This is a genomic window from Roseovarius sp. MBR-78 (assembly GCF_040547535.1).
GTDB lineage: Bacteria > Pseudomonadota > Alphaproteobacteria > Rhodobacterales > Rhodobacteraceae > Roseovarius.
This window is the reverse complement of record NZ_JBEPPX010000005.1, coordinates 85,766-108,469: the sequence shown is the minus strand read 5'-3', so window position 1 is coordinate 108,469 and position 22,704 is coordinate 85,766. Positions and strand designations below refer to the sequence as shown.

18 protein-coding genes are annotated in these 22,704 nt (G+C 65.3%); 4 read left to right on the top strand and 14 right to left on the bottom strand.

What is annotated here, in order from left to right; translation table 11 throughout:
• Positions 1–8: 8 nt before the first annotated feature.
• The 5 genes from ABIE58_RS05635 to ABIE58_RS05615 form a co-directional block, all read right to left on the bottom strand.
• A complete protein-coding gene (locus ABIE58_RS05635; RefSeq protein ID WP_354543710.1) occupies positions 9–2,456 on the bottom strand; it encodes a GcvT family protein in 2,448 nt (815 codons plus the stop codon).
• A gap of 78 nt (positions 2,457–2,534) precedes the next feature.
• A complete protein-coding gene (locus ABIE58_RS05630; RefSeq protein ID WP_354543709.1) occupies positions 2,535–3,431 on the bottom strand; it encodes a homocysteine S-methyltransferase family protein in 897 nt (298 codons plus the stop codon).
• Positions 3,428–5,890, bottom strand: a complete 2,463-nt coding sequence (locus ABIE58_RS05625) for a GcvT family protein (RefSeq protein WP_354543708.1) — start codon at positions 5,888–5,890, stop codon at positions 3,428–3,430. The genes ABIE58_RS05630 and ABIE58_RS05625 overlap by 4 nt, the downstream gene beginning before the upstream one ends.
• Positions 5,891–5,914: 24 nt before the next feature.
• Entirely contained in the window at positions 5,915–6,529 is a 615-nt protein-coding gene (locus ABIE58_RS05620; RefSeq protein WP_354543707.1) for a LysE family translocator, read from the bottom strand.
• Between the two features lie 10 nt (positions 6,530–6,539).
• A complete protein-coding gene (locus ABIE58_RS05615; protein WP_354543818.1) occupies positions 6,540–7,112 on the bottom strand; it encodes a helix-turn-helix domain-containing protein in 573 nt (190 codons plus the stop codon).
• 154 nt (positions 7,113–7,266) lie between these two features.
• Between ABIE58_RS05615 and rnr the strand changes: the two genes are divergently transcribed.
• A complete protein-coding gene (gene rnr / locus ABIE58_RS05610; protein WP_354543706.1) occupies positions 7,267–9,522 on the top strand; it encodes a ribonuclease R in 2,256 nt (751 codons plus the stop codon).
• Positions 9,523–9,630: 108 nt separating this feature from the next.
• On the top strand, positions 9,631–10,971 hold the full coding sequence (locus tag ABIE58_RS05605; protein WP_354543705.1) for a lytic murein transglycosylase: 1,341 nt from the start codon (positions 9,631–9,633) through the stop codon (positions 10,969–10,971).
• Positions 10,972–10,981: 10 nt separating this feature from the next.
• Here the strand turns inward: ABIE58_RS05605 and ABIE58_RS05600 are convergent, their stop codons facing one another.
• The 7 genes from ABIE58_RS05600 to ABIE58_RS05570 form a co-directional block, all read right to left on the bottom strand.
• The gene (locus ABIE58_RS05600) at positions 10,982–11,335 is read right to left on the bottom strand and encodes an H-type lectin domain-containing protein (protein ID WP_354543704.1); all 354 of its coding nucleotides are present in this window, start codon (positions 11,333–11,335) and stop codon (positions 10,982–10,984) included.
• Positions 11,336–11,447: 112 nt separating this feature from the next.
• Positions 11,448–11,873 (bottom strand): F0F1 ATP synthase subunit epsilon, encoded by a 426-nt coding sequence (locus tag ABIE58_RS05595; RefSeq protein WP_354543703.1) that lies wholly within the window; start codon positions 11,871–11,873, stop codon positions 11,448–11,450.
• Between the two features lie 57 nt (positions 11,874–11,930).
• Positions 11,931–13,355, bottom strand: coding sequence for a F0F1 ATP synthase subunit beta (atpD, locus tag ABIE58_RS05590; protein ID WP_354543702.1), 1,425 nt, complete (start codon positions 13,353–13,355; stop codon positions 11,931–11,933).
• A 19-nt stretch (positions 13,356–13,374) separates the two neighbouring features.
• On the bottom strand, positions 13,375–14,250 hold the full coding sequence (locus ABIE58_RS05585) for a F0F1 ATP synthase subunit gamma (protein ID WP_354543701.1): 876 nt from the start codon (positions 14,248–14,250) through the stop codon (positions 13,375–13,377).
• Positions 14,251–14,265: 15 nt separating this feature from the next.
• Entirely contained in the window at positions 14,266–15,804 is a 1,539-nt protein-coding gene (gene atpA, locus ABIE58_RS05580; protein ID WP_354543700.1) for a F0F1 ATP synthase subunit alpha, read from the bottom strand.
• Positions 15,805–16,371 (bottom strand): F0F1 ATP synthase subunit delta, encoded by a 567-nt coding sequence (locus ABIE58_RS05575; protein WP_354543817.1) that lies wholly within the window; start codon positions 16,369–16,371, stop codon positions 15,805–15,807.
• A 416-nt stretch (positions 16,372–16,787) separates the two neighbouring features.
• Positions 16,788–17,816: a ribose-phosphate pyrophosphokinase gene (locus ABIE58_RS05570; protein ID WP_354543699.1), complete on the bottom strand. Its 1,029-nt coding sequence runs from the start codon at positions 17,814–17,816 to the stop codon at positions 16,788–16,790.
• 103 nt (positions 17,817–17,919) lie between these two features.
• Between ABIE58_RS05570 and ABIE58_RS05565 the strand changes: the two genes are divergently transcribed.
• Both ABIE58_RS05565 and ABIE58_RS05560 read left to right on the top strand, forming a co-directional pair.
• A complete protein-coding gene (locus tag ABIE58_RS05565) occupies positions 17,920–18,519 on the top strand; it encodes a 2-hydroxychromene-2-carboxylate isomerase (RefSeq protein ID WP_354543816.1) in 600 nt (199 codons plus the stop codon).
• Between the two features lie 3 nt (positions 18,520–18,522).
• A complete protein-coding gene (locus ABIE58_RS05560; RefSeq protein ID WP_354543698.1) occupies positions 18,523–19,359 on the top strand; it encodes an alpha/beta fold hydrolase in 837 nt (278 codons plus the stop codon).
• Here ABIE58_RS05560 and ABIE58_RS05555 read toward each other — a convergent pair.
• Positions 19,316–20,290 (bottom strand): glutathione S-transferase family protein, encoded by a 975-nt coding sequence (locus ABIE58_RS05555; RefSeq protein WP_354543697.1) that lies wholly within the window; start codon positions 20,288–20,290, stop codon positions 19,316–19,318. The two genes, ABIE58_RS05560 and ABIE58_RS05555, sit on opposite strands and share 44 nt — an antisense overlap.
• A 115-nt stretch (positions 20,291–20,405) precedes the next feature.
• Entirely contained in the window at positions 20,406–22,649 is a 2,244-nt protein-coding gene (gene ptsP / locus ABIE58_RS05550) for a phosphoenolpyruvate--protein phosphotransferase (protein WP_354543696.1), read from the bottom strand.
• Positions 22,650–22,704: the final 55 nt, after the last annotated feature.

Here is a 22,704-nt window from a genome sequence, read left to right as displayed (position 1 = left end):
GCGCGACCTCAGTCGCGCATCCGCTCCGAGGCCGGATCGTAGAGCGGACGCAGGCTGGCCTCGGCCCTGACCCGCGTGCCTGCCACGTCGATCTCATAGCGTGACGCCAGCACCGCCTCCGCGCTCTCGCCCCGGCAGGGCACGTAGCCCATGCCGATCGCCGCGCCAAGGTGATGCCCATAGGCCCCCGAGGTGAGGTGGCCGACAATCTCGCCATCCCTGAGCAGCGGCTCGTTGTGGTAAAGCATCGGTTCGGGATCACTCAGGCGGAATTGGACAAGGCGGCGATCCACCCCCGCCTCGCGTTTGGCAAGCACCGCGTCACGGCCAATGAAATCGGGCTTGGTGGTCTTGACGGCAAAGCCAAGCCCCGCCTCCAGCACATGATCCTCGCAGGTGATGTCATGGCCGAAATGGCGAAAGCCCTTTTCGATCCGGCAGCTATCCATCGCGTGCATCCCGCAGAGCGTCAGGCCGTGATCCGCGCCCGCCTCGCTAAGCACCTCGAAGACATGGCCGCACATGTCGGTGCTGATGTAGATTTCCCAACCCAGCTCACCCACGTAAGACACGCGATGCGCGCGCGCCAGCGCCATGCCGATTTCTATCTGGCGGGCATGGCCGAACGGGTGCGCGTCGTTTGACCAATCATCGGGCGAGACCGCGCGCAGCAGGTCGCGCGCCTTTGGTCCCATCACCGCCAGCACGCCTTCGCCCGCTGTCACATCGGTGATAATCGCCTGCCGGTCGCCCAAATGGCGACGCAGCCACGTTTCATCCGCCAGCCGCGTGGCGGCGGGGGTGACGGCCAGATAGGCCGTCTCTGACAGGCGCGTGACGGTCACATCCGCCTCGATCCCGCCCTTGGCATTCAGGAATTGCGTATAGACGATGCGCCCCACCGGCACCGCCATATCTGCACCGCAGACATGGTTCAGGAAGGCTTCGGCCTCCGGCCCCTCGACCCGCAGCTTGCCAAAGCTTGACATGTCATAAAGGCCCACGCCCTCACGGATCGCGCGATGTTCGGCGGCGGCGTTGTCGAACCAGTTCTGACGGCCCCAGGAATAGGCATAGGCGCGCGTCTGCTCCTCACGCGCATACCAGTTGGCGCGCTCCCACCCGGCCAATTCGCCCATCACCGCGCCACGATCAAGAAGCTGCGCGTGAAACGGCGTGCGCCGCACCCCGCGCGCGGTGGCCTTTTGCCGGTAGGGGAAGTGATCTGCGTAGAGCAGGCCAAGCGTTTCGCGGGACCGCTCAAAGAGGTAATACCGGTTGCCCTGAAAGGGCTGCATCCGGGCAATATCCACATCGCCCAGATCGAAGGGCTTTTCGCCCGTCTCCATCCATTGCGACAGCGCATGCCCCGCGCCCCCCGCCGATTGAATGCCGATGGAGTTGAACCCGGCGGCGACCCAGACATTGTCCATCTCGGGGCACAGGCCAAGGTGATAGGCGTCATCGGGGGTAAAGCTTTCGGGCCCGTTGAAGAACGTGTGAATCCCCGCCTCGGCCAGCATCGGCATGCGGTTTACTGCCGCCTCAAGGATCGGTTCGAAATGGTCGAAATCCTCGGGCAGTTGGTCAAACTCGAAACTGTCGGGAATGCCGTTCATGCCCCAGGGCTTGGAGACCGGCTCGAACGCGCCCAGCATGATCTTGCCCGCGTCCTCTTTGTAATAGGCGCATTCATCGGGCACGCGCAGCACCGGCAATTGGGTAAGGCCCGCAATCGGCTCGGACACGATATAGAAATGCTCGCAGGCGTGCAGCGGCACGTTGGTGCCCGCCATGCGCCCCACCTCGTGTCCCCACATACCCGCGCAATTGACCACTGTGTCACAGGCGATATGGCCGCGCGCGCCATCCTCGCCCTGCCAGTCCACCCCAGTGATGCGCCGCCCGGCGCGCGCCATGCCCGTCACCTTGACCCGCTCCTGAACCCGCGCGCCGCGCATCCGCGCGCCCTTGGCCAGCGCCAGCGCAATATTGGCCGGGTCGGCCTGCCCGTCGGTGGGCAACCAGACGCCACCGGTGACACCATCGAGGTTGAGATGCGGATAGCGCGCGCCGATCTCGGCGGGGCTGAGTTCCTCCACCGGCACGCCAAACGCGCGGGCCATGGCGGCGCTGCGCTTGAGTTCCTCCAGCCGCTCGCCCGTCAGCGCCGCAGAGATCGAACCGACCTGCCGAAAACCGGTGGCGACGCCTGTTTCAGCCTCAAGCCCGGTGTAAAGCTCTGCCGAATAGCGCGCGAGGCGGGTCATGTTGGCGGTTGCCCGAAGTTGCCCGATCAACCCAGCCGCGTGCCAGGTGGTGCCCGAGGTCAGTTGCTTGCGCTCGAGCAAGACCACATCCGACCAGCCGAGTTTGGTGAGGTGATAAGCCACCGAACAGCCCACCACGCCGCCACCGATGATGACCACGCGGGCCTGGGTCGGAAGATCGCTCATTGCGTCGCTCCTGTCAGGCGGCGGGGCGAGGGGCCAGCCCCTCGCGCTCCCCGGAATATTTTTGGAAAGATGAAGGGATCAGACGATATCATGCCCGGCCTCGCGGATGCGGCGCGCCAGTTCCGCGATGTGATCCGGGCCGACCTCGCAGCAGCCGCCGACGATGCTGGCGCCTTGCGCGATCCAGCCCATGGCGTGATCGGCATAGGCGGCGGGGGTGAGGTCATGGCGGGCGTCCAGCGCATCGACGGTGGGGGCGTCCTTCAGAAAGCCCTCGGTGATCCGGGTGAAGCCGTTGGCATAGGCCCCGAAGGGCAGGCCAAAACCGCGCAGGCGCTCGAGCGCCGGGGCGACCGATTCGGGCCTTGTGCAGTTGATTAGCAGCGCGTCGGGGCGGTGCTCGGCCAAGAGCGGTGCCAGCGCGCCCACCGGCTCGCCCGAGCGCAGGCGGGTGCCGTCTTCGTCCATGACCGAGACGGCGAGCCAGACCGGGCAGGCGGTGCGGCTCGCAGCCAGCAGCGCACCGCGCGCCTGATCGACCGAGGACATGGTCTCGAATAGCAGGAGGTCCACATGCGGGGCGAGAAGGGCCACCGGTTCAGCGTAGATTTCGGCGGCCTCACGGCTGGGCGGGCAGAGATCAGGGCGGTAGGAGGCCACAAGCGGGCCGACGGTTCCGGCGATGCGGCCCGAACCATGCGCCTCGCGCGCGGCGCGGGCGGTGGTGAGGGCGGCCTCGGTCAGGTCTGCCAGACGATCCGCGATCCCGGCGCGTGCCAGCCGGTCAGGCAGTACGGCATAGGTATTGGTCGAGGCCACGGTGGCCCCGGCGGCGAAATAGGCGTCATGCACCTGCCGCACCAGATCGGGGTGGTCGATCATCGCCTGCGTGGACCAGAGCGGCGTGGGCCGGTCGCCCGCGCGTTTTACCAGTTCTTGCCCGATAGAGCCGTCGAGGAGGGTGATTTCGGTCATGCACGCAATCTTTCGTTTTGTGGGTCCCAAAGCGGCGCATCGGGCTGCACCGTGGCAGGGAACCGTTCGCCGTAAATCTCGACTTCGAGCACCGTGCCGGGGGTGGCCAGATCGGCGCGCAGCATGCCCAAGGCCACGCTCGCGTTGACCCGGTAACCCCAAGCACCCGAGGTGGTTTCACCCACGATCTGCCCGTCATGCCAGAGGGTGGACATGTAAGGCGCATCCGCCGCGCCCGCGTCTACGATGAGGGTGACAAAGCGCTTGGCAACGCCGCGCTGTTTCTCGCCCAGAAGCGCCGCCTTGCCGGGGAAATCCTGCGGCTTGTCGAATTTGACAAAGCGATCAAGCCCGCCTTCGAGCATGGAATAATCGGTGGAAAGATCGCCTTTCCACGCGCGATAGCCCTTCTCAATCCGCAAGGAATTCAGCGCCCACATCCCAAAAGGTTTAAGCCCGTGCGCCTGCCCCGCCTGCCAGACGGCATCGAAAACGGCAGCGGTATCGGCGGTTTTCGTGTGGATTTCCCAGCCCAACTCCCCGGCAAAGGACACCCGCACCAGCCGCGCCCAATGCCCGGCGATTTCGGTCGCCTGATGAGTCAGCCAAGGTTGGCTTAGATCGGCGTCGCAGATATCCGACAAAAGCGCGCGCGATGCGGGCCCGGCAAGGATTTGCGTCATGTAATCCTTGGTGCGGTTGGTGAGGGTGACGCCCTGCACCCCTTCCAGCCGCCGCGCCAGCAATTCGTAATCGTGCCATTCGGCCGCAGAGGCGGTGATTAGCGTCATCAGGTCGTCGCGGTGGCGGATCACCGACATTTCGGTCAAGATACGGCCCCGTATGTCGGCAAAGTAGACAAGGCCAATGCGCCCGACGCGCGGCACGACGCCGGTGATCTGTGAGGCAAGCCAGTCGGCGGCCTGTGGCCCTTCGATGTTGAAGCGCGAAAATCCCGGCAGGTCGAGAATGCCAACCGCATCGCGCACGGCTTCGCATTCCTCGCGAATACGCGACTCCCACGGGCCTGCGCGGTCCCAGGTTTGCGTCGCTTCCTCGGATGTATCGTCACCCGGCCCGGCGAACCAGTTGGCGCGTTCCCAGCCGTTATAGGCACCCATCTGCCCACCCGCCGCCTTGACGCGGTCATGCAGGGGCGAGAGCTTGCGATCCGGCGCGGCGGGCCAGCGGTGCCACGGAAAGTGCATGGCGTATTCGTTCCCGTAAACCTCCATCCCCTTTTGCACGCAATACTCGTGATCGGTGTAATCGGTGTAGCGGCGCGGATCGCAGGACCACATATCCCATTCGGTCGCGCCCTCGGTGATCCATTCGGCAAGCACCTTGCCCGCGCCGCCGCCCTGCGCGATGCCAAAGGTGAACACGCAGGCCTCGAACGCATTCGGGACGCCGGGCATGGGGCCAAGCAGGGGCATCCCGTCGGGGGCGTATGGAATGGGGCCGTTGATCACCTTGCTGATCCCGGCGGTGCCCAGAAGCGGCACACGCTCCATCGCGTCGGTCACGATGTCCTCGATGCGGTCGAGATCCTCTTGCCAGAGCTGAAAGCTGAAATCCTCGGGCATGGGATCGGAGGGGTCGGCCCAATGCGCTCGGCAGCGCGGCTCGTAAGGACCCAGATTGAAGCCGTGCTTTTCCTGCCGCAGGTAATAGGACACATCGACATCGCGCAAGAGCGGCAGCTTGTGGCCCACCTCGCGCGTCCAGGCCTCGATCTCGGGGATTTCCTCGGAGAGCAGGTATTGATGGCTCATCACCATCATCGGCATCCGCCGCCGGCCATGGGGGATGAACCAGTCGCCGACGCGCTGCGCATAATACCCCGCCGCATTCACCACGATCTCGCAGCGAATCTCGCCCTTGGCGGTCTCGACAATCCACTCGGCCCCCTCGCGCCGCACGCCCGTGGCAGGGCAAAAGCGAAGCACGCGCGCGCCCATCTCGCGCGCCCCCTTAGCGAGGGCCTGGGTCAGTTGCGCCGGGTCGATATCGCCGTCATTGGGATCATAAAGCGCGCCCTTCAGATCGTGGGTTTCGATGAAAGGATAGCGCGCCTTGATCTCGTCCACGCCAAGGATATCCAAATCCATCCCCTGATATTTTCCCATGCCGCGCGCGCGGGCGAATTCCTGCATCCGTTCCTTGCTATGCGCCAGACGGATCGAGCCGGTTTGGTGGTAATTCATCGGATAATCCACCTCCGCCCCCAGCCGGGCATAAAGCTCGGTCGAATAGCGCTGCATGTTCATTACTGACCAGCTTGTGGAAAAGGTGGGCACATTGCCCGCCGCGTGCCATGTGCTGCCGGCGGTCAATTCGTTTTTCTCCAGCAACACGCAATCGGTCCACCCGGCCTTGGCCAGATGATAGAGGCAGGACGCCCCCACCGCGCCGCCGCCGATGATGACCACGCGGGCCGTGCCTGGAATATCCGCCATTATCGCCTCCCTTGCGTCTTGATTCTAGCGCGCGGGCAGCGCCGCGCTGCCGAGCGCCACGCCGTAGCCGATGAAAAGCGCGGCCATGATCCGCCGCAGCCAGATGTTGAACACCGCCCCCAGCGCCGCCCGCCCCAGCCCCGCGCCAAGGGCGGTAAAGCCGGTATAGCTCAGCGCCGTGATGCTGAGCGCGGTGGGAAAGATCACCCACATCTGCGTCCAGATCGGCACATCGGGCTGCACGAATTGGCTGAAGGCAGCGAGGTAGCCCGCGACGCTCTTGGGGTTGATCGTGGCCACCATGAAGGCGCGCCAGAAGACCGAGCCACCGGGGGCCGCCGCATTGACAGGCCGCCGCGCCCGTATCCAGCCGCGCACACCCAGCCAGATGAGCACCCCCGCGCCGACAAGCTTCGCTGCCTCGAACGCCACCGGCGAGGCGGCGATGAGCGCGGTGACGCCTGCCGCCGAGAGCGTCAGGAACAGCGTGGCCTGCACAAGGATCGCCGCCACGCCCCACAGGCCCCGCTGAAAGCCGACGGTCATGCCGTTGGTGATGCAATTCACATGATTCGGCCCCGGCGTGGTGACGAACACCACCCAGAAAAGCGCGAATACCGTCCAAGCATGATAACTCATCCCCGCCCCCTCAATAGACCGGCGGGGCGATGACCCAGATCGCCACGCAGGGAGTGTCATAGGGGTTGGCCCAGGCATAGGCCTCGCCGCGAAAGCGGAAACTGTCGCCGGGGCCGAGGGTGAATCGGTGTGTGCCGATGGTCAGATCAAGCCGCCCCGAGACGATATAGCCCACCTCTTGCGTGGGCCGCTTCGCCGGGCGCTGCATTTTCGAGCGGGGGCGAAAGGTGGAATGGATCACCTCGAAATCGTCGGTGAGGTCGGGCGAGAGCAACTCCTCTATCAGCCCTTCCTCGCCCGAGCCCATCGGCCGCCGCGCGCCCGAGCGCACGACATAGCCCTGTTCGTCGGACGGGGCGCTTGCATGGCCGAAGAGGAGCGACATCGGCACGCCCAGCACCTCGGCCACCTGCCGCAGGTCGCTGATCGACGGCTCCGACAGGTCGCGCTCGACCTGTGACAGCCAGCCGACCGAGCGCCCGAGCCGCGCCGCCACCGCCGCCAGCGTGAGCCCGCGCGCGCGGCGCAGGGCGCGCAGGTCGGCCCCCAGCGTGCGGTGCTCTTTCGGGGTCTGTTGCAGCATGGGCGTAGGTTTCCTAAGGTCATCCTTGAGGATGATCTTGCGCGAGGTTCGTGAAAATACCAAGAATTTTTTCATGGCCCTTGCATCATTCCCACCGTTGCTGCGCCCCGTTTTCGCGGATGACGGGGCGCGCGCATCGTGCTAGGTGCGGGGCATGAGCCAGATGCCCTCCAAGGCGGAAATCCTGCAATGGATTTCCGACAACCCGACCCTCACCGCGAAGCGCGATATCGCCAAGGCCTTTGGGATCAAGGGGGCCGGGCGGATCGACCTCAAGCGCGTGCTGCGCGAGCTCGAGGCCGAGGGCCATCTTGAGAAACGCAAGAAGACCTATCGCGACCCCGAGCGCCTCCCGCCGGTGAGCGTGGTGCAAATCAACGCGCTGACCCCCGATGGCGAATTGCTGGCGCGCCCGCTCGAATGGCATGGTGAGGGGGTGGAGCCGGTGATCCTGATGCTGCCGCGCGCCGCCGATCCGGCGCTGGCCGAGGGTGACCGCATCCTTGCCAAATTGCAGGCGGTGCAGGGCGAGGCGCATCATTACCTTGGCCGTCTCATCCGGCGCATCGGCCATAACCCGCGCAAGGTGCTGGGTATTTTTCGAAAGAGCGAAGAGGGCGGGCGGATCCTGCCCATTGACAAGGGCGAGGCACGCGAATGGCTTGTCGCCCGCGATGCCACCGGCGGGGCGCAGGATGGCGAATTGGTCGAGGCAGAGCAGGCGGGGCCGGGGGGCCGGATGGGGCTGCCGCGCGCGCGGGTGCTTGATCGGCTGGGCGACCCAAGCGCGCCCAAGGCCGTGTCGCTTATCGCCATCCATCAGCATGGCATCCCCGACGATTTCCCCGACGAGGTGATTGCCGAGGCCGACGCGATGAAACCCGCCGGGCTGAAGGGGCGCGACGACCTGCGCGATCTGCCGCTCATCACCATCGACCCGTGGGATGCGCGCGACCATGATGACGCGGTCTATGCCCATGCCGATGACGACCCGGCCAATCCCGGCGGCCATGTCATCTGGGTGGCCATCGCCGATGTGGCGCATTACGTGCGCCCCGGCTCGGCGCTCGATACCGAGGCGCGCAAGCGCGGCAATTCGAGCTATTTCCCCGACCGCGTGGTGCCGATGCTGCCCGACCGGCTGTCGGGCGATCTGTGCTCGCTGCACGAGGGCGTGCCGCGCCCCTGCATCGCCGTGCGGATGCAGATTGACGCGACGGGCGAGAAGATCGGCCATCGCTTCATTCGCGGGCTGATGCGTTCGGCGGCGTCGTTGACCTATGAAGACGTGCAAGAGGCGATGGACGGCGCGCCGGGCGACAAGGCCGCCCCGCTCCTTGATGAGGTGATCCGCCCGCTTTACGCCGCCTATGCCGCGCTGGCAGAAGCGCGGCATAGGCGGCAGCCGCTCGATCTCGACCTGCCAGAGCGCAAGGTGGTGCTGAGCGACGATGGAAAGGTCACCTCCGTGCGATTCGCCGAGCGGTTCGACGCGCATCGCCTGATCGAGGAATGCATGGTGCTGGCGAATGTCGCCGCCGCCGAGGCGCTGAACGCGCGCAAGAGCCCGCTCTTGTTTCGCGTCCACGAAGAGCCGCCGGCGGAAAAGCTTGATGCGCTGCGCGAGGTGGCGGAGGCGGCGGGGCTGGTGCTGGCCAAGGGGCAGGTGCTGCGCACCGCGCATCTCAACGCGCTCTTGAATGCCGCGCGCGATACCGATCACGCTGAGATCATCAACATGTCCACCCTGCGCTCGATGACGCAGGCCTATTATTCGCCGCAGGATTTCGGCCATTTCGGCCTGTCATTACAGTCCTACGCGCATTTCACCTCGCCCATCCGGCGCTATGCCGATCTGATCGTTCATCGCGCGCTCATCACCGCGCATGGCTGGGGCCGCGACGGGCTGAGCGGGCCGGAGGTCGAGGGGCTGGATGAGACCGCGCAACACATCTCTGATACCGAGCGCCGCTCGATGGTGGCCGAGCGCGACACCAATGACCGCTACCTTGCGGCCTTTTTGTCCGAGCGTCTGGGTGAGGAATTCACCGGCAAGATCAGTGGTATCGCGCGTTTCGGCGTGTTCGTGAAGCTGGATGAGACCGGCGCGGACGGGCTTGTGCCGATGCGCGCGCTGGGGCGCGAGTATTTCCATTTCGACCGCGAGCGCGGCACCCTGATGGGGGCCGATACCGGCCGGATCATCTCGCTGGGGCAGCGGGTGACGGTGCGGCTTGCCGAGGCGGCACCGGTCTCGGGGGGGCTTGCGTTTGACCTGATCGAGATCGAGGGCGCGCATGTGCCCAAAGGATCGGCGAGGGCGCATGGCAAACCGCCCCGGCGCAAGATCGGCGCGGCGCGGCGCAAATCGGCCAAGCTCAAGCGCAAGGCCGCACGCAAGCCGGGCTGAGCGCGGCCTCATTGGCGGATCGTCGCGCGCGCGTGACAGGATTGCTTTCGGTCGGGGCCGGTTCGCGCTATACTTGTGCAAAGAGATCCGGGCAGACGGAGGCAGGCAATGCGGGCGACACTCATCGGGATTTCGGGCGTGCTGTGTTTATGTGCCGGCGGGGCTGCGGCCTCGGTGACAGAATCGCTGCGTCCGCAATCGCGCCCTGGCTCTGGCGTGGTGAGCGCGGCGGTGGTGGTCTCGGTGGATGTGCCCGTGCGCAGCCTGCGCCCCAAGGCGCGGCCTTACACGGCGCAGGCGGTGACGCAGGGCGCGGCCGTAACGCTGGCGAGCGGTGATGCCGGGTTCGATCGGTGGATAAGGGGCTTTCGCGCCCGCGCGGCGGCGCAGGGCATTCGGCGCGACGTATTCGACCGCGCCTTTGCCGATGCGCGTTATGACGCCGAGGTGGTGGCCAAGGACCGCAACCAATCCGAATTCAAGCGCCAGATATGGGATTATCTCGACGCGGCGGTCTCGCCCAAGCGGGTGGAGGACGGGCAGGCGGCGCTGCGCCGTCATCGCCGCGTGCTGGATCGGATCGAGGCGCATTATGGCGTTGAAAAGGAAATCGTGACGGCGGTCTGGGGGATGGAGAGCACCTATGGCACCCGCCTTGGCGATCTGCCGCTGATCGGCTCGATGGCGACGCTGGCCTATGACGGGCGGCGCGGCGCGTTCTTCGAGAAACAGTTGATCGCGGCGTTGCAGATCCTGCAATCGGGTGACGTGACGCCGGAGCGGATGAAAGGCTCCTGGGCCGGGGCGATGGGGCACACGCAATTCATGCCGACCTCTTATCTCGCCTATGCGGTGGATTTCACCGGGGACGGGCGGCGCGACGTGTGGTCGGACGATCCCACCGATGCGCTTGCCTCTACCGCCGCCTATCTCAAGCGGTTCGGCTGGCGCAAGGGGATGCCCTGGGGCACCGAGGTGCGGGTGCCGCGCGGGGCGTCCTTTGGCGATGCGAAACGGATGCCGTCGGAATGGGCGGCGCGGGGCGTGGTGGGGGTCGACGGGCGCGCGGTGCGCGATTTCGGCGCGGCGCGCATCCTGCAACCGGCGGGGCCTGCGGGGGCGTCGTTCATGGTGTTTGCCAATTTCGATGTCATCAAGCGCTATAACAACGCCGATGCCTATGCGCTGGGCGTGGGCCATCTTGCCGACCGGATCGCGGGCGGGCCGCCGATCCAGGCGAGCTGGCCGCGCGGCTATGATCCGCTATCCTTTGACGAGCGCAAGGAGATGCAGCGCCGCCTGCGCGACAAGGGGTATGGGATCGAGAAGATCGACGGGATCATCGGCCCCAACACTGTGGCCGCGATCCGAGCCTTTCAGAAATCGGCGGGCGTGGCGCAGGACGGGGTGCCCTCCAAGCAATTTCTGGCGCTGTTGCGGCGGTCCTGAGCGGGCGCAGTCACTCGATATCGCGCCAGTCATCCTCGTGATGGGCGGCCCCGATGGCCATCCAGCCCACCCGGACGCGGGCGATGCGGCTGTCGGCCCATGTACGAAAGACGATGTCGAACCCGCCAGTGGCGATGTTCTCGGCGCAGACCTCCATGCGCGCGTTGGCATCGCGGTCGGTATCCCAGAGCGACAGGGCGACATGCACCACAGGCGCGGCGCGAAAGGGCGGATCGAACACCACCCGCTTGCGCCGTTCGCGGTCGCCCGTTCCCGTCCACATCTCGCCGCCATTGGCGTAGTCGGTAAAGAGCGCCTCGTCGCCTTGCGCGATGCCTATCGCCTCTCGTAGCAGGATTTGCATGGCCCCTCCGTTTCGCTGGTTTGAAACGGTAACCGGTCCGGCCTGAAATGAGAACGCCAAAAGAAAAGGGCCGCGTGATGCGGCCCCTGGCGGTCGGGAATGACGTTTGGCGTCAGTTCGCCGACAACCCTATATGACCGCCCACGGCCACCATATCCGCGAGCAGCTTGGTGGCCTCGTCCACGGGGCCAGGCTCGTTGACATAGGCCTCTTGCGCGTTGGCGAGACGGTCGGTTGCCTCGTCCACCATTGCCTTGAACACCTCTTGGGTCATGTCTTCGCGGGGCAGGGCCCGCTCGGCCAGAACCGAGATGCTTTCGCCGTTGATCTCGGCAAAGCCGCCGGTAACGACGTATTCCTTGTCCCCATCCGCCGCCGAGACCCGGATGATACCGGGGCGCAGCGTGGTGATGAGTGGCGCATGGTCGGGCAGCGCGGTCATGTCGCCCTCGGCGCCCGGAATCTGCACCTCGCGTGCGGCGACTGACGCCAGAAGACGCTCGGGGCTCACGAGATCGAATTGAACTGTCTCAGCCATATCGGCCTCCTTCTTGGTGGCGGGTGGCGGGCCGGTTGGCGGCCCGCCATGCGGCGCTTAGGCGGCGGCAGCGGCCATGCGCTCGGCCTTGGCAATCACGTCCTCGATGCCGCCCACCATGTAGAACGCGCCCTCGGGGAGGTGGTCATACTCGCCCGCAACCACGGCCTTGAACGAGCGGATCGTCTCCTCGAGCGGCACCTGGATGCCGTCGGAGCCGGTGAAGACCTTGGCCACGTCGAAAGGCTGCGACAGGAAGCGCTGGATCTTCCGGGCACGGGCCACGGTCAGCTTGTCCTCTTCCGACAGCTCATCCATGCCGAGAATGGCGATGATGTCCTGCAAGCTCTTGTAACGCTGCAAGATCCCCTGCACATCGCGCGCCACCTGATAGTGCTCTTCGCCCACGATCTGCGGGTCCATCAGGCGCGAGTTCGAATCAAGCGGGTCCACGGCGGGATAGATGCCAAGCTCGGAAATCGCGCGGCTCAGAACGGTCGTCGCGTCGAGGTGGGCGAAGGTCGTAGCCGGGGCCGGGTCGGTGAGGTCATCCGCAGGCACGTAAACGGCCTGAATGGACGTGATCGAACCCTGCTTGGTCGAGGTGATGCGTTCCTGCATCGCGCCCATGTCGGTGGCCAGCGTCGGCTGATAGCCCACGGCGGAAGGGATACGACCCAGAAGCGCCGACACCTCGGAGCCCGCTTGCGTGAAGCGGAAGATGTTGTCGACGAAGAACAGAACGTCGGTGCCCGACTGGTCGCGGAACTGCTCGGCCAGCGTCAGGCCGGTGAGCGCGACACGGGCACGCGCGCCCGGCGGCTCGTTCATCTGGCCGTAGACGAGGGCCACCTGGCTTTCCTCGAGGTTGTCGGGCTTGATGACGTTCGATTCGATCATCTCGTGGTAAAGGTCGTTGCCCTCACGCGTCCGCTCGCCGACACCGGCAAAGACCGAGTAGCCCGAGTGCACCTTGGCGATGTTGTTGATCAGCTCCATGATGAGAACCGTCTTGCCCACACCGGCACCGCCGAAGAGACCGATCTTGCCGCCCTTGGAATAGGGGGCAAGCAGGTCCACGACCTTGATGCCGGTTTCGAGGATTTCGCTCTCGGTCGACTGCTCGGAAAACTCGGGCGCGGGCTGGTGGATGGCGCGGGTCTCGGTGGCGTTGACCGGGCCCTTTTCATCGATCGGTTCGCCGACCACGTTGATGATGCGGCCCAGCGTGGCGCTGCCCACCGGCACCGAGATCGGCGCGCCGCTATCGGTCACTTCCTGACCGCGCACAAGGCCCTCGGTCGCGTCCATCGCGATGGTGCGCACGGTGTTCTCGCCCAGATGCTGCGCCACTTCGAGGATCAGCTTCTTGCCGTGATTGTCGGTTTCCAGCGCGTTGAGAATCGCCGGCAGGTCGTCGCCGAACTGCACGTCCACCACGGCGCCGATGACCTGGGTCACTTTGCCTTTTGCGTTTGCCATGTTTCGTCTCCGGTTTGTCTTACAGCGCTTCCGCGCCGGAAATGATTTCAATCAGCTCGTTGGTGATGACGGCCTGACGCGAACGGTTGTATTCGATGGTCAGCTTGTCGATCATGTCGCCCGCGTTGCGCGTGGCGTTGTCCATCGCCGACATCCGCGCGCCCTGTTCCGAGGCCCCGTTCTCCAGCAACGCGCTGAAAATCTGCGTCGCGACACCGCGCGGCAGAAGCTCGGCGAGGATCTCGGTCTCGTCGGGCTCGAAGTCGTAGAAGGTGCCGGGATCGGCCTCTTCGGTTTCCCCCAGATCGGCGGGGATGATCTGCTGATTGGTCGGGATCTGCGTCACGACGTTCTGGAACTGCGAATAGAAGATCTTGGCCACGTCGAACTCTCCCGCGTCAAAACGGTTGAGCACATTGGCCGCGACCGCCTGCGCATCGGCGTAGCCGACACGCTTGACCTCGCTCATGTCCACATGGTCGATGAAATATTGCGCAAAGTCGCGCTTCATCGCGTCGCGGCCCTTCTTGCCGACGGTCAGGATCTTGACCGTCTTGCCCTCGGCCAGGAGGTTTGCCACCTCTGCCTTGGCGAGCTTGGCGATATTGGCGTTGAAGCCACCGCAAAGCCCGCGCTCGGCGGTCATGACCACGAGCAGGTGCACCTTGTCATCGCCGGTGCCCCTGAGCAGGCGCGGCGCGTTCTCGGCATCGCCGACCGAGGCGGCCAGCTTGGCCATCACGGCGTTGAAACGCTCGGTATAAGGCCGCGACATTTCCGCGGCCTCCTGCGCGCGGCGAAGCTTCGCCGCGGCAACCATTTGCATGGCCTTGGTGATCTTGCGGGTCGATTTGACCGACGCGATCCGGTTTTTCAGGTCCTTGAGATTGGGCATTGCCGTCTCTCTCCCTTACGCGAAATCGGCGGCGTATTCGTCCAGCGCAGCCTTGATCTTGTCCTCGGCATCACCCTTGATCTTGGGATCTTCTTTGGTGATGTAGTCGAGCAGGTCCTGGTGCTTGCCGCGCAGATGCCTGAGCAGCCCTTCCTCGAACCGGCCGACATCGCCAACGGGCATCTTGTCGAGATAGCCGTGGGTGCCCGCATAGATCACGCAGACGATCTCGGCATTGGTGAGCGGCGAATATTGCGCCTGCTTCATCAACTCGGTCAGGCGCGCGCCACGGTTGAGCAATTGCTGCGTCGCGGCGTCGAGGTCCGAGCCGAACTGCGCGAAGGCCGCCATCTCGCGATACTGCGCCAGCTCCAGTTTCACCGGGCCTGCGACCGATTTCATCGCATTGGTCTGCGCCGAGCCACCAACGCGGCTCACCGAGAGGCCGGTGTTCACGGCGGGGCGGATGCCCTGGTAGAACAGGTCGGTCTCGAGGAAGATCTGGCCGTCGGTGATCGAGATCACGTTGGTCGGGATAAAGGCCGAGATGTCGCCGGCCTGCGTCTCGATGATCGGCAGCGCGGTGAGCGAGCCGGAGCCGTTGTCCTCGTTGAGCTTGGCCGAGCGTTCCAGCAGGCGGGAGTGGAGGTAGAACACGTCGCCGGGATAGGCTTCGCGGCCGGGCGGGCGGCGCAGCAGCAGCGACATCTGGCGGTAAGCCACGGCCTGTTTGGACAGGTCATCGTAGATGATGAGCGCGTGACGCCCGTTGTCGCGGAAATGCTCTGCCATCGCGGTGGCGGAGTAGGGCGCGAGGAACTGCATCGGCGCCGGGTCCGAGGCGGTCGCGGCGACGACGATCGAATACTTGATCGCGCCGGATTCCTCCAGCTTCTTCACAAGCTGCGCCACGGTCGAGCGCTTTTGCCCGATGGCGACATAGACGCAGTAGAGCTTCTTGCCCTCGTCGTCGCCTGCGGCCTCGTTATAGGATTTCTGGTTCAGGATCGTGTCGAGCGCCACGGCGGTCTTGCCGGTCTGGCGGTCGCCGATGATAAGCTCGCGCTGGCCGCGCCCGATCGGGATCATGGCGTCCACCGATTTCAGGCCGGTGGCCATCGGCTCGTGCACCGATTTGCGCGGGATGATGCCGGGGGCCTTCACGTCGGCAAGGCCGCGCGTGTCGGACTTGATCGGGCCCTTGCCGTCAAGCGGGTTGCCAAGGCCATCGACGACCCGGCCCAGAAGCCCGTCACCGATCGGCACGTCCACGATGGACTTGGTGCGCTTGACGGTGTCGCCTTCCTTGATGTCGCGGTCGGAGCCGAAGATCACGACGCCCACGTTGTCGCTTTCAAGGTTGAGCGCCATGCCCATGATGCCGCCCGGAAACTCGACAAGTTCACCGGCCTGCACGTTGTCGAGCCCGTAAACCCGCGCGATCCCGTCGCCGACCGACAGAACCCGACCGATCTCGGCAACTTCGGCGTCCTTGCCGAAATTCTTGATCTGGTCCTTCAGGATCGCAGAAATTTCTGCTGCTTGGATACCCATTTATCCGACCTCTTTCATTGCATTCTGGAGGGAATCGAGCCGCGAGCGGATCGAGGTGTCGATCATCTTGGAGCCCACTTTGACGACAAGACCGCCGATGAGGCTTTCATCGACGGTCGCCTTGAGTTTCACGTCGCGCCCGATGCGCGCCTTGAGGGTTTTTGCGAGCTTGTTGGCCTGCGCTTTCGACAGCGCCTTGGCGCTGGTCACTTCGGCGCTGACCTCGCCCTTGTCCTCGGCAATCATGCGGCCAAGGATGGCGACAAGCTGCGGCAGAACGAAGAGGCGGCGCTTGGCGGCCATGAGCGCGAGGCCGTTCTTGAGCTCGGGCACGAGGCCCATCTTGTCGGCGATGGCGGTGATGGCCGCGCCTTGATCGCCCCGGCTCAGCACCGGCGAGCCGATCAGCGCGCGAAACTCCGCGCTGGCATCGAGCGCCGCCGAGAGATCATCGAGATTGGCTTCGAGCGGGGCCAGCGATTTGGCCTCTTTCGCAAGCTCGAAGACGGCTGTGGCATAGCGCACGGCGATGCCGGATGAAATCGAAGCTGGTTCGGACACGTCCACCCTTCCGATAATCTGGCCCCGGTTGGTCCCGTCTGACACATGGTCGCGACCGGGGGCGTTGGTCTGCGGTGAAACTTTGGAAACACCGATATTCGGCTGGGATGTAGCAGAGGCTTTGCCGTCGGGCAAGCGGGTTGAAAACGATTGTATACTATAGAATACTATTGTTTTTCACGGCGTTGGCGCAACTGCGACCTATTGCGCCTCCAGCAGAGGCTAAAAAAGATTAGCTTTCACCGCGCCGACCCTTGATAAATCCTGCCAGATTCCCCGTGACCGGGCGAATGCACCATCGCGAACGTCGTGTCACGCGCCCCCGCCTGCCGCGAAATCCGGGCGGGAAATCGGCAGCAGGCCGGGCGAGAGCCGACAAGCCGGGGCGCGGAGGTGTTCGCGTGACCCTCCGCCCCGTTTCATCATGCCTTGCCGGTGTGCCCCAGAAGACCCTCGTAGATCGGCTCGAGCGAGTCGGCCTCGAACAGCGATGACACGCTGGTGCCGTTCCAGATATTGAGGATCGCCTGTGCAAAGATCGGCGCGGTCGGCACGATGCGTATGTTGGGCGTCGCCGCCACCGCCTCGGTGGGCTGGATCGTGTCGGTGATGACCATGGATTTCAGCACCGAATTGGTGATCCGCTCCACCGCCGGGCCGGACATGACGCCGTGGGTGGTATAGGCGTGCACCTCGCGCGCGCCTTGCTCCATCAGGACTTCGGCGGCCTTGCACATGGTGCCTGCCGTGTCGCACATGTCGTCGATGATGATGCAGATCTTGTCGGTCACCTCGCCGATCACGGTCATTTCCGCCACCTCGCCCGCCTTCTCGCGGCGCTTGTCCACGATCGAAAGCGGCGCCCCGATCCGCTTGGCCAATTCGCGCGCCCGCGCCACGCCGCCGACATCGGGCGAGACGATCATCACATCGGAAATCGCGCTGCCGAATTGCGCCGCGATATCCAGCGCAAAGATCGGCGAGGCATAGAGGTTGTCCACCGGGATATCGAAAAACCCTTGAATCTGCGCGGCGTGCAGGTCCATCGTCAGCACCCGCTCTATCCCTGACCCGACGATCATGTTGGCCACCAGCTTGGCCGAGATGGGCGTGCGCGCCTTGGTGCGGCGATCCTGCCTTGCATAGCCGAAATAGGGGATCACGGCGGTGATGCGCCGCGCTGAGGAGCGGCGCAGCGTGTCGGCCATGATGAGCAGTTCCATCAGGTTGTCATTGGCCGGCTTCGATGTCGGCTGGATGATGAACATATCCTCGCCGCGCACGTTCTCGAATATCTCGACGAACACTTCCTGATCGTTGAAACGCTCGATGCGCGCATCGACAAGGCCCACGCTCATGCCGCGATGCATGGTCATGCGCCGCGCGATGGCCTTGGACAAAGGCATATTGGCATTGCCCGAAATCAGCTTCGGTTCGATATTGGCGGCCATGTTGGTGTCCCCGGTTGTCTCTTTGACAGATTCGTGATGTTGCGCATCGCTTAGCATGGCCCTACCGTCCCGCAAACCTGTGCTGGAACTGGAGAGCGCCAAAATGGCCCATATCGACTATTATTTCTCGACCCTGTCGCCCTTTGCCTATCTCGCGGCGGACGGGCTTGAGCGTATCGCGGCCCGCCATGGGGCGAGCGTGACCTACAAACCGCTCGACATCATGGCGCTGTTTGCGCGCACCGGCGGCACCGCGCCCGCCGAGCGCCACCCCTCGCGCAATACCTATCGCGCGCAGGAATTGCCGCGTCAGGCGAAAAAGCGCGGCCTGCCTCTGAACCTCAAGCCCGCGCATTGGCCGACCAACCCGGCACCGTCCTCCTATGCGATCATCGCCGCGCAGAACGCGGGCGGCGGGGATGTTGGTGCCCTCGTGCAGGCCGTGCTGCGCGCCTGCTGGGCCGAGGAGCGCGACATCGCCGAGGATGGTGTGGTGCGCGACTGCCTGGCCAAGGCCGGGTTCGATCCGGCCCTCGCCGATAGCGGGCTTCTGACGGGGGCCGAGACCTATGCCGCCAATCTGGAATCGGCGGTCGAGGCGGGCGTGTTCGGCGCGCCGTCTTACGTGGTCGATAGCGGGCAGATGTTCTGGGGGCAGGACCGGCTGGAGGATCTCGACCTGCATCTTGACGGCAAGCTCTGATCCATGCCGCGTGACGCGCGCGCCGGGCGCAGGGTCTTTTGGCACGTGATGGGGCAGGGGCCGCGTCGCGCGCTGGCCATCCACTGCTCGATGTCGCATTCCGGTGCCTGGGCGGGGGTGTCGCACGCGCTCGACGACCTGCTGACGATCACCGCCTTTGATCTGCCCGGCCACGGCCAGAGCGCGGCCTGGGGCGGGCCGGGCGAGATCCAGGCCGCCAGCACCGCCATCGCCGCCGACCTCATCGACGGCCCCGCCGACATCCTCGGCCATTCCTTTGGCGCGACGGTGGCGCTGCGGCTGGCGGTGGAGCATCCGCACCTGGTGCGCTCGCTGATCCTTTATGAGCCGGTGTTCTTCGCCGTGGCGTTGGCCGACCGGCCCGATCTGCGCGCGGGTCACGAGGCCGATATGGCAGGCTATGCGGCCGGCATGGCGCGCGGCGACATGGCGGCTGCGGCGCGCGGGTTCCTGTCAGTCTGGGGCGGGGGCGACGCGTGGGAGGCCCTGCCCGAGACCCTGCGTACCCGTATGGCCGCGCAGATGCCGCTCATTGAGGCCGCCGCCCCGGCGCTTTACGGGGATGCGGGCGGGATGCTGGCCTCGGGTGCGCTCACCCGGATCACCGCCCCGGTGCTGCTGATGGAGGGCGCGCGCTCGCCCGCCATCGTCGGCGCGATCAATGACGGGCTGGCCGCGCGGCTGCCGGATGCGGCGCGCACGCGCATCAAAGGTGCGGGGCATATGGGTCCGATCACCCACCCTGAACCCGTGGCCGCCGCGATCCGCGCCTTTCTCAGCCCCGACCGTGGGACGCGTCATAGTCCAGCACCGGGTTGATCGGGATGATCCGGTGCGGGTTCACCGTCTCGTGGCTGTAATGATAATGGCGCACGATATGGTCGAAATTCACCGTGTCGCGCACGCCCGGCCATTGGTAAAGCTCGCGCAGATAGCCCCAGAGATTGGGGTAATCGACGATGCGCTTGCGGTTGCATTTGAAATGCAGGTGATAGACCGGATCGAACCGGATGAGAGTGGTGAAGAGCCGCCAATCCGCCTCGGTCAGCCGCTCGCCCATCAGGTAGCGGTTTTGCCCGAGGCGCGCCTCCAGCCAGTCGAGACTGTCGAAAAGCGGATGCACGGCGGCATCATAGGCCGCCTGGCTGGTGGCGAACCCGGCCTTGTAGACGCCGTTATTGACGGTGTCGTAGATGCGCGCGTTGACCGGTTCGATGGCCTCGCGCAGGTCTTCGGGCCAGTAATCATCGGTGTTGCCGGTGATGCCGTCAAAGGCCGAATTGAACATGCGGATGATTTCGCTCGATTCGTTGGAAACGATGGTCTCGCGCTCCCGGTCCCACAGGATGGGCACCGTCACCCGGCCTGAAATCTTCGGGTCGGCCTTGAGGTAGATGTCACGCGCGAATGGCAGGCCGTAAAGCGTGTCGCCGGTCGCGCCGGGGTAATCGGTGCGAAATTCCCATCCCTCGGTCAGCATGTCGGGATGCACCACCGAGACGCCGATATGATCGCTCAGCCCCTTGAGCGCGCGAAAGATCAGCGCGCGATGCGCCCAGGGACAGGCATAGGCGACGTAGAGGTGATAGCGCCCCGATTCGGCCTTGAAGCCGCCCTCGCCACCCGGCCCCGGCGCACCGTCGGGCGTGATCCAGTTGCGGAATTTCGCCGTGGAGCGCACGAATTTGCCGCCCGTCGAGGCGGTGTCATACCACGTGTCTTCCCAGATGCCGTTGACCAGTTGTCCCATGATCGAGCCTCCTTTTCATGCCTCAGAGATAGGGCAGGGCGGCGGCGGGGATAATCCATAGCGCCGCGCAGGGCGCGTGCGGGGGCGCACAGGGGGGCAAGGGGGGCGGGCAGGCTCAGAGGTTGGAGCGCAGATAGGCGGTGGCGGCGGGGCGCAGGTTCTGCGTGCCACGGTCGCGCTCCTCGTGAAGGATGTCGCGCAACTCGCGCAGGTTGGTGCGGCGCAGCAGGCTCTTGACCGGGCCGATGGAGGCTGGCCGCATCGACAGCGTGCGAAATCCGAGGGCCGCAAGGCATGTGGCCTCGACCGGGCGGCCTGCATCCTCGCCGCAAAAGCTCAGCCGCGTGCCGAGCGTGGCGCAGCGATAGATGATGCCTTCGAGGAAATTCAGATAGCTCATGTCGAGCATGTCGTAGCGGCGGCGCACGCGTTCGTTCTCGCGGTCGGCGGCAAAGAAGAACTGCTTGAGATCGTTACCACCCACCGACAGGAAATCCACCTCGCGGTAGAACGCATCCGGCGCGAAGGCGAGCGATGGCGTTTCCAACATCGCGCCCACCTCGAGTTCCGACGGCAAGGGATGGCCGAGGATGCGCTCGCGCTCCAGCGCCTTGTCCATCTCGGCGCGGGCGGCGCGGTATTCGTCATGCAGCGCCACGAACGGGAACATCACCGACAAGGGCCTGCCCTTCGCGCCACGGATGAGCGCCTGAAGCTGCATCCGCATCACGCCCGGCTTTTCCAGCGCCACGCGCACCGCGCGCCAGCCCATCGCGGGGTTCGGCTCGTCGTTGGCCTTCATGTAGGGCAGCACCTTGTCGGAGCCGATATCGAGCGTGCGAAACACCACGCGGCGGCCCTTGGCCGCGTCCATCACGCGACCGTAAAGCGCGCTCAACTCGGCGCGCTTGGGCATGTGGCTGCGGATGAGGAATTGCAATTCGGTGCGGAAAAGGCCCACCCCGTCGGCGCCCGAGCTCTCCAGGCTGGGCAGATCGGCCATCAGCCCCGCGTTCATCTTGAGCGTGATATGCGTGCCGCAGAGCGTCTCGGCGGGTTTGTCTCGGATCGAGGCATATCGCTCTTGTGCCTGGGCCTGCATCGCCATCTTGTCGCGGAAGGCCACGGTCACCGCATCGTCGGGGCGCAGATGCACGATGCCCTGATCGCCATCCACCAGGATCGCATCGCCGTTGAGCGCCTCGGTGGTGACTCGCGCGGCGTGGATCACCAGCGGAATGGCCAGCGCGCGGGCGACGATCGCGGCATGGCTGCCCACGGCCCCCTCCTCGAGCACGATGCCGCGCAGGGTGCGCCCGTAATCCAGCAATTCCGCCGGGCCGATATTGCGCGCCACAAGGATCGGATCGGCGGGCATTTCGGCCCCGGTCTCGTGGCCCTGCCCGGTAAGGATGCGCAAAAGCCGGTTCGACAGGTCGTCGAGATCGTTCAGCCGCTCGCGCAAATAGGCATCGCCCACCTGCGCCATGCGCGCGCGCGCGGCGGATTGCTCTTTTTCCACCGCCGCCTCGGCCGAGAGGCCGCTGTCGATATTGGCCTCCATCCGGCGCATCCAGCCCCGCGAATTGGCGAACATCCGATAAGCTTCGAGCACCTCGAGCTGGTCATTGTCGCCGCCCTGCGCCGAGCTCAGCATCCGGTCCACTCCGACGCGCAGGGTCTCGACGGCCTCGTGGAGGCGCTCCAACTCGCGCACCGGATCCTCGGCGATGGGGTTGGTCACCACCACGCGCGGCTCGTGCAGCCAGACATGGCCCTGCGCGGCCCCCTCTTGCGCGCTGCCCCCCTTGAACATCACCGGCTGGCTGTGGCGGGCCTTCATCGCCGCGCCCTCGCCCACGAAGGCGCCCAGTTCGGCCATCTCGGCCAGCACCATCGCCACCACTTCGAGGGCGTAGATTTCCTCGTCGGTAAATTGCCGCGCCTTTTGCGATTGCGTCACCAGCACGCCGAGTTTCTCGCCAAGGCGCTGGATCGGCACGCCGACGAAAGACGAATAGGCCTCTTCGCCGGTTTCGGGCATGTAGCGAAAGCCGGGGGCCGCAGGCGCATCATCGGTGTTGATGACATTGCCCGATTTCGCCACCCGCCCGACAAGCCCCTCGCCAAGCCGCAGCCGTGTTTCGTGAACCGATTCGGCCTTGAGCCCCTCGGTGGCGCAAAGTTCGAGCGTATCCACATCGCGGAACAGGTAGATCGAGCAGACCTCGGCGCGCATTTCCTCGGCGATAAGCCGGGTGATGCGGTCAAGCCGGGTCTGGCCGCCGCCCTCCTCGGCCATGATCGCGCGCAGGCGACCAAGCATCTGGCGGCTGTCGGTCTTTACTGTGCCGCTCATCGCGCATAGCCCCCCGGGGCCGGTTCAGAGGCGTCCGCCTTGCCCTGCGTCGCCA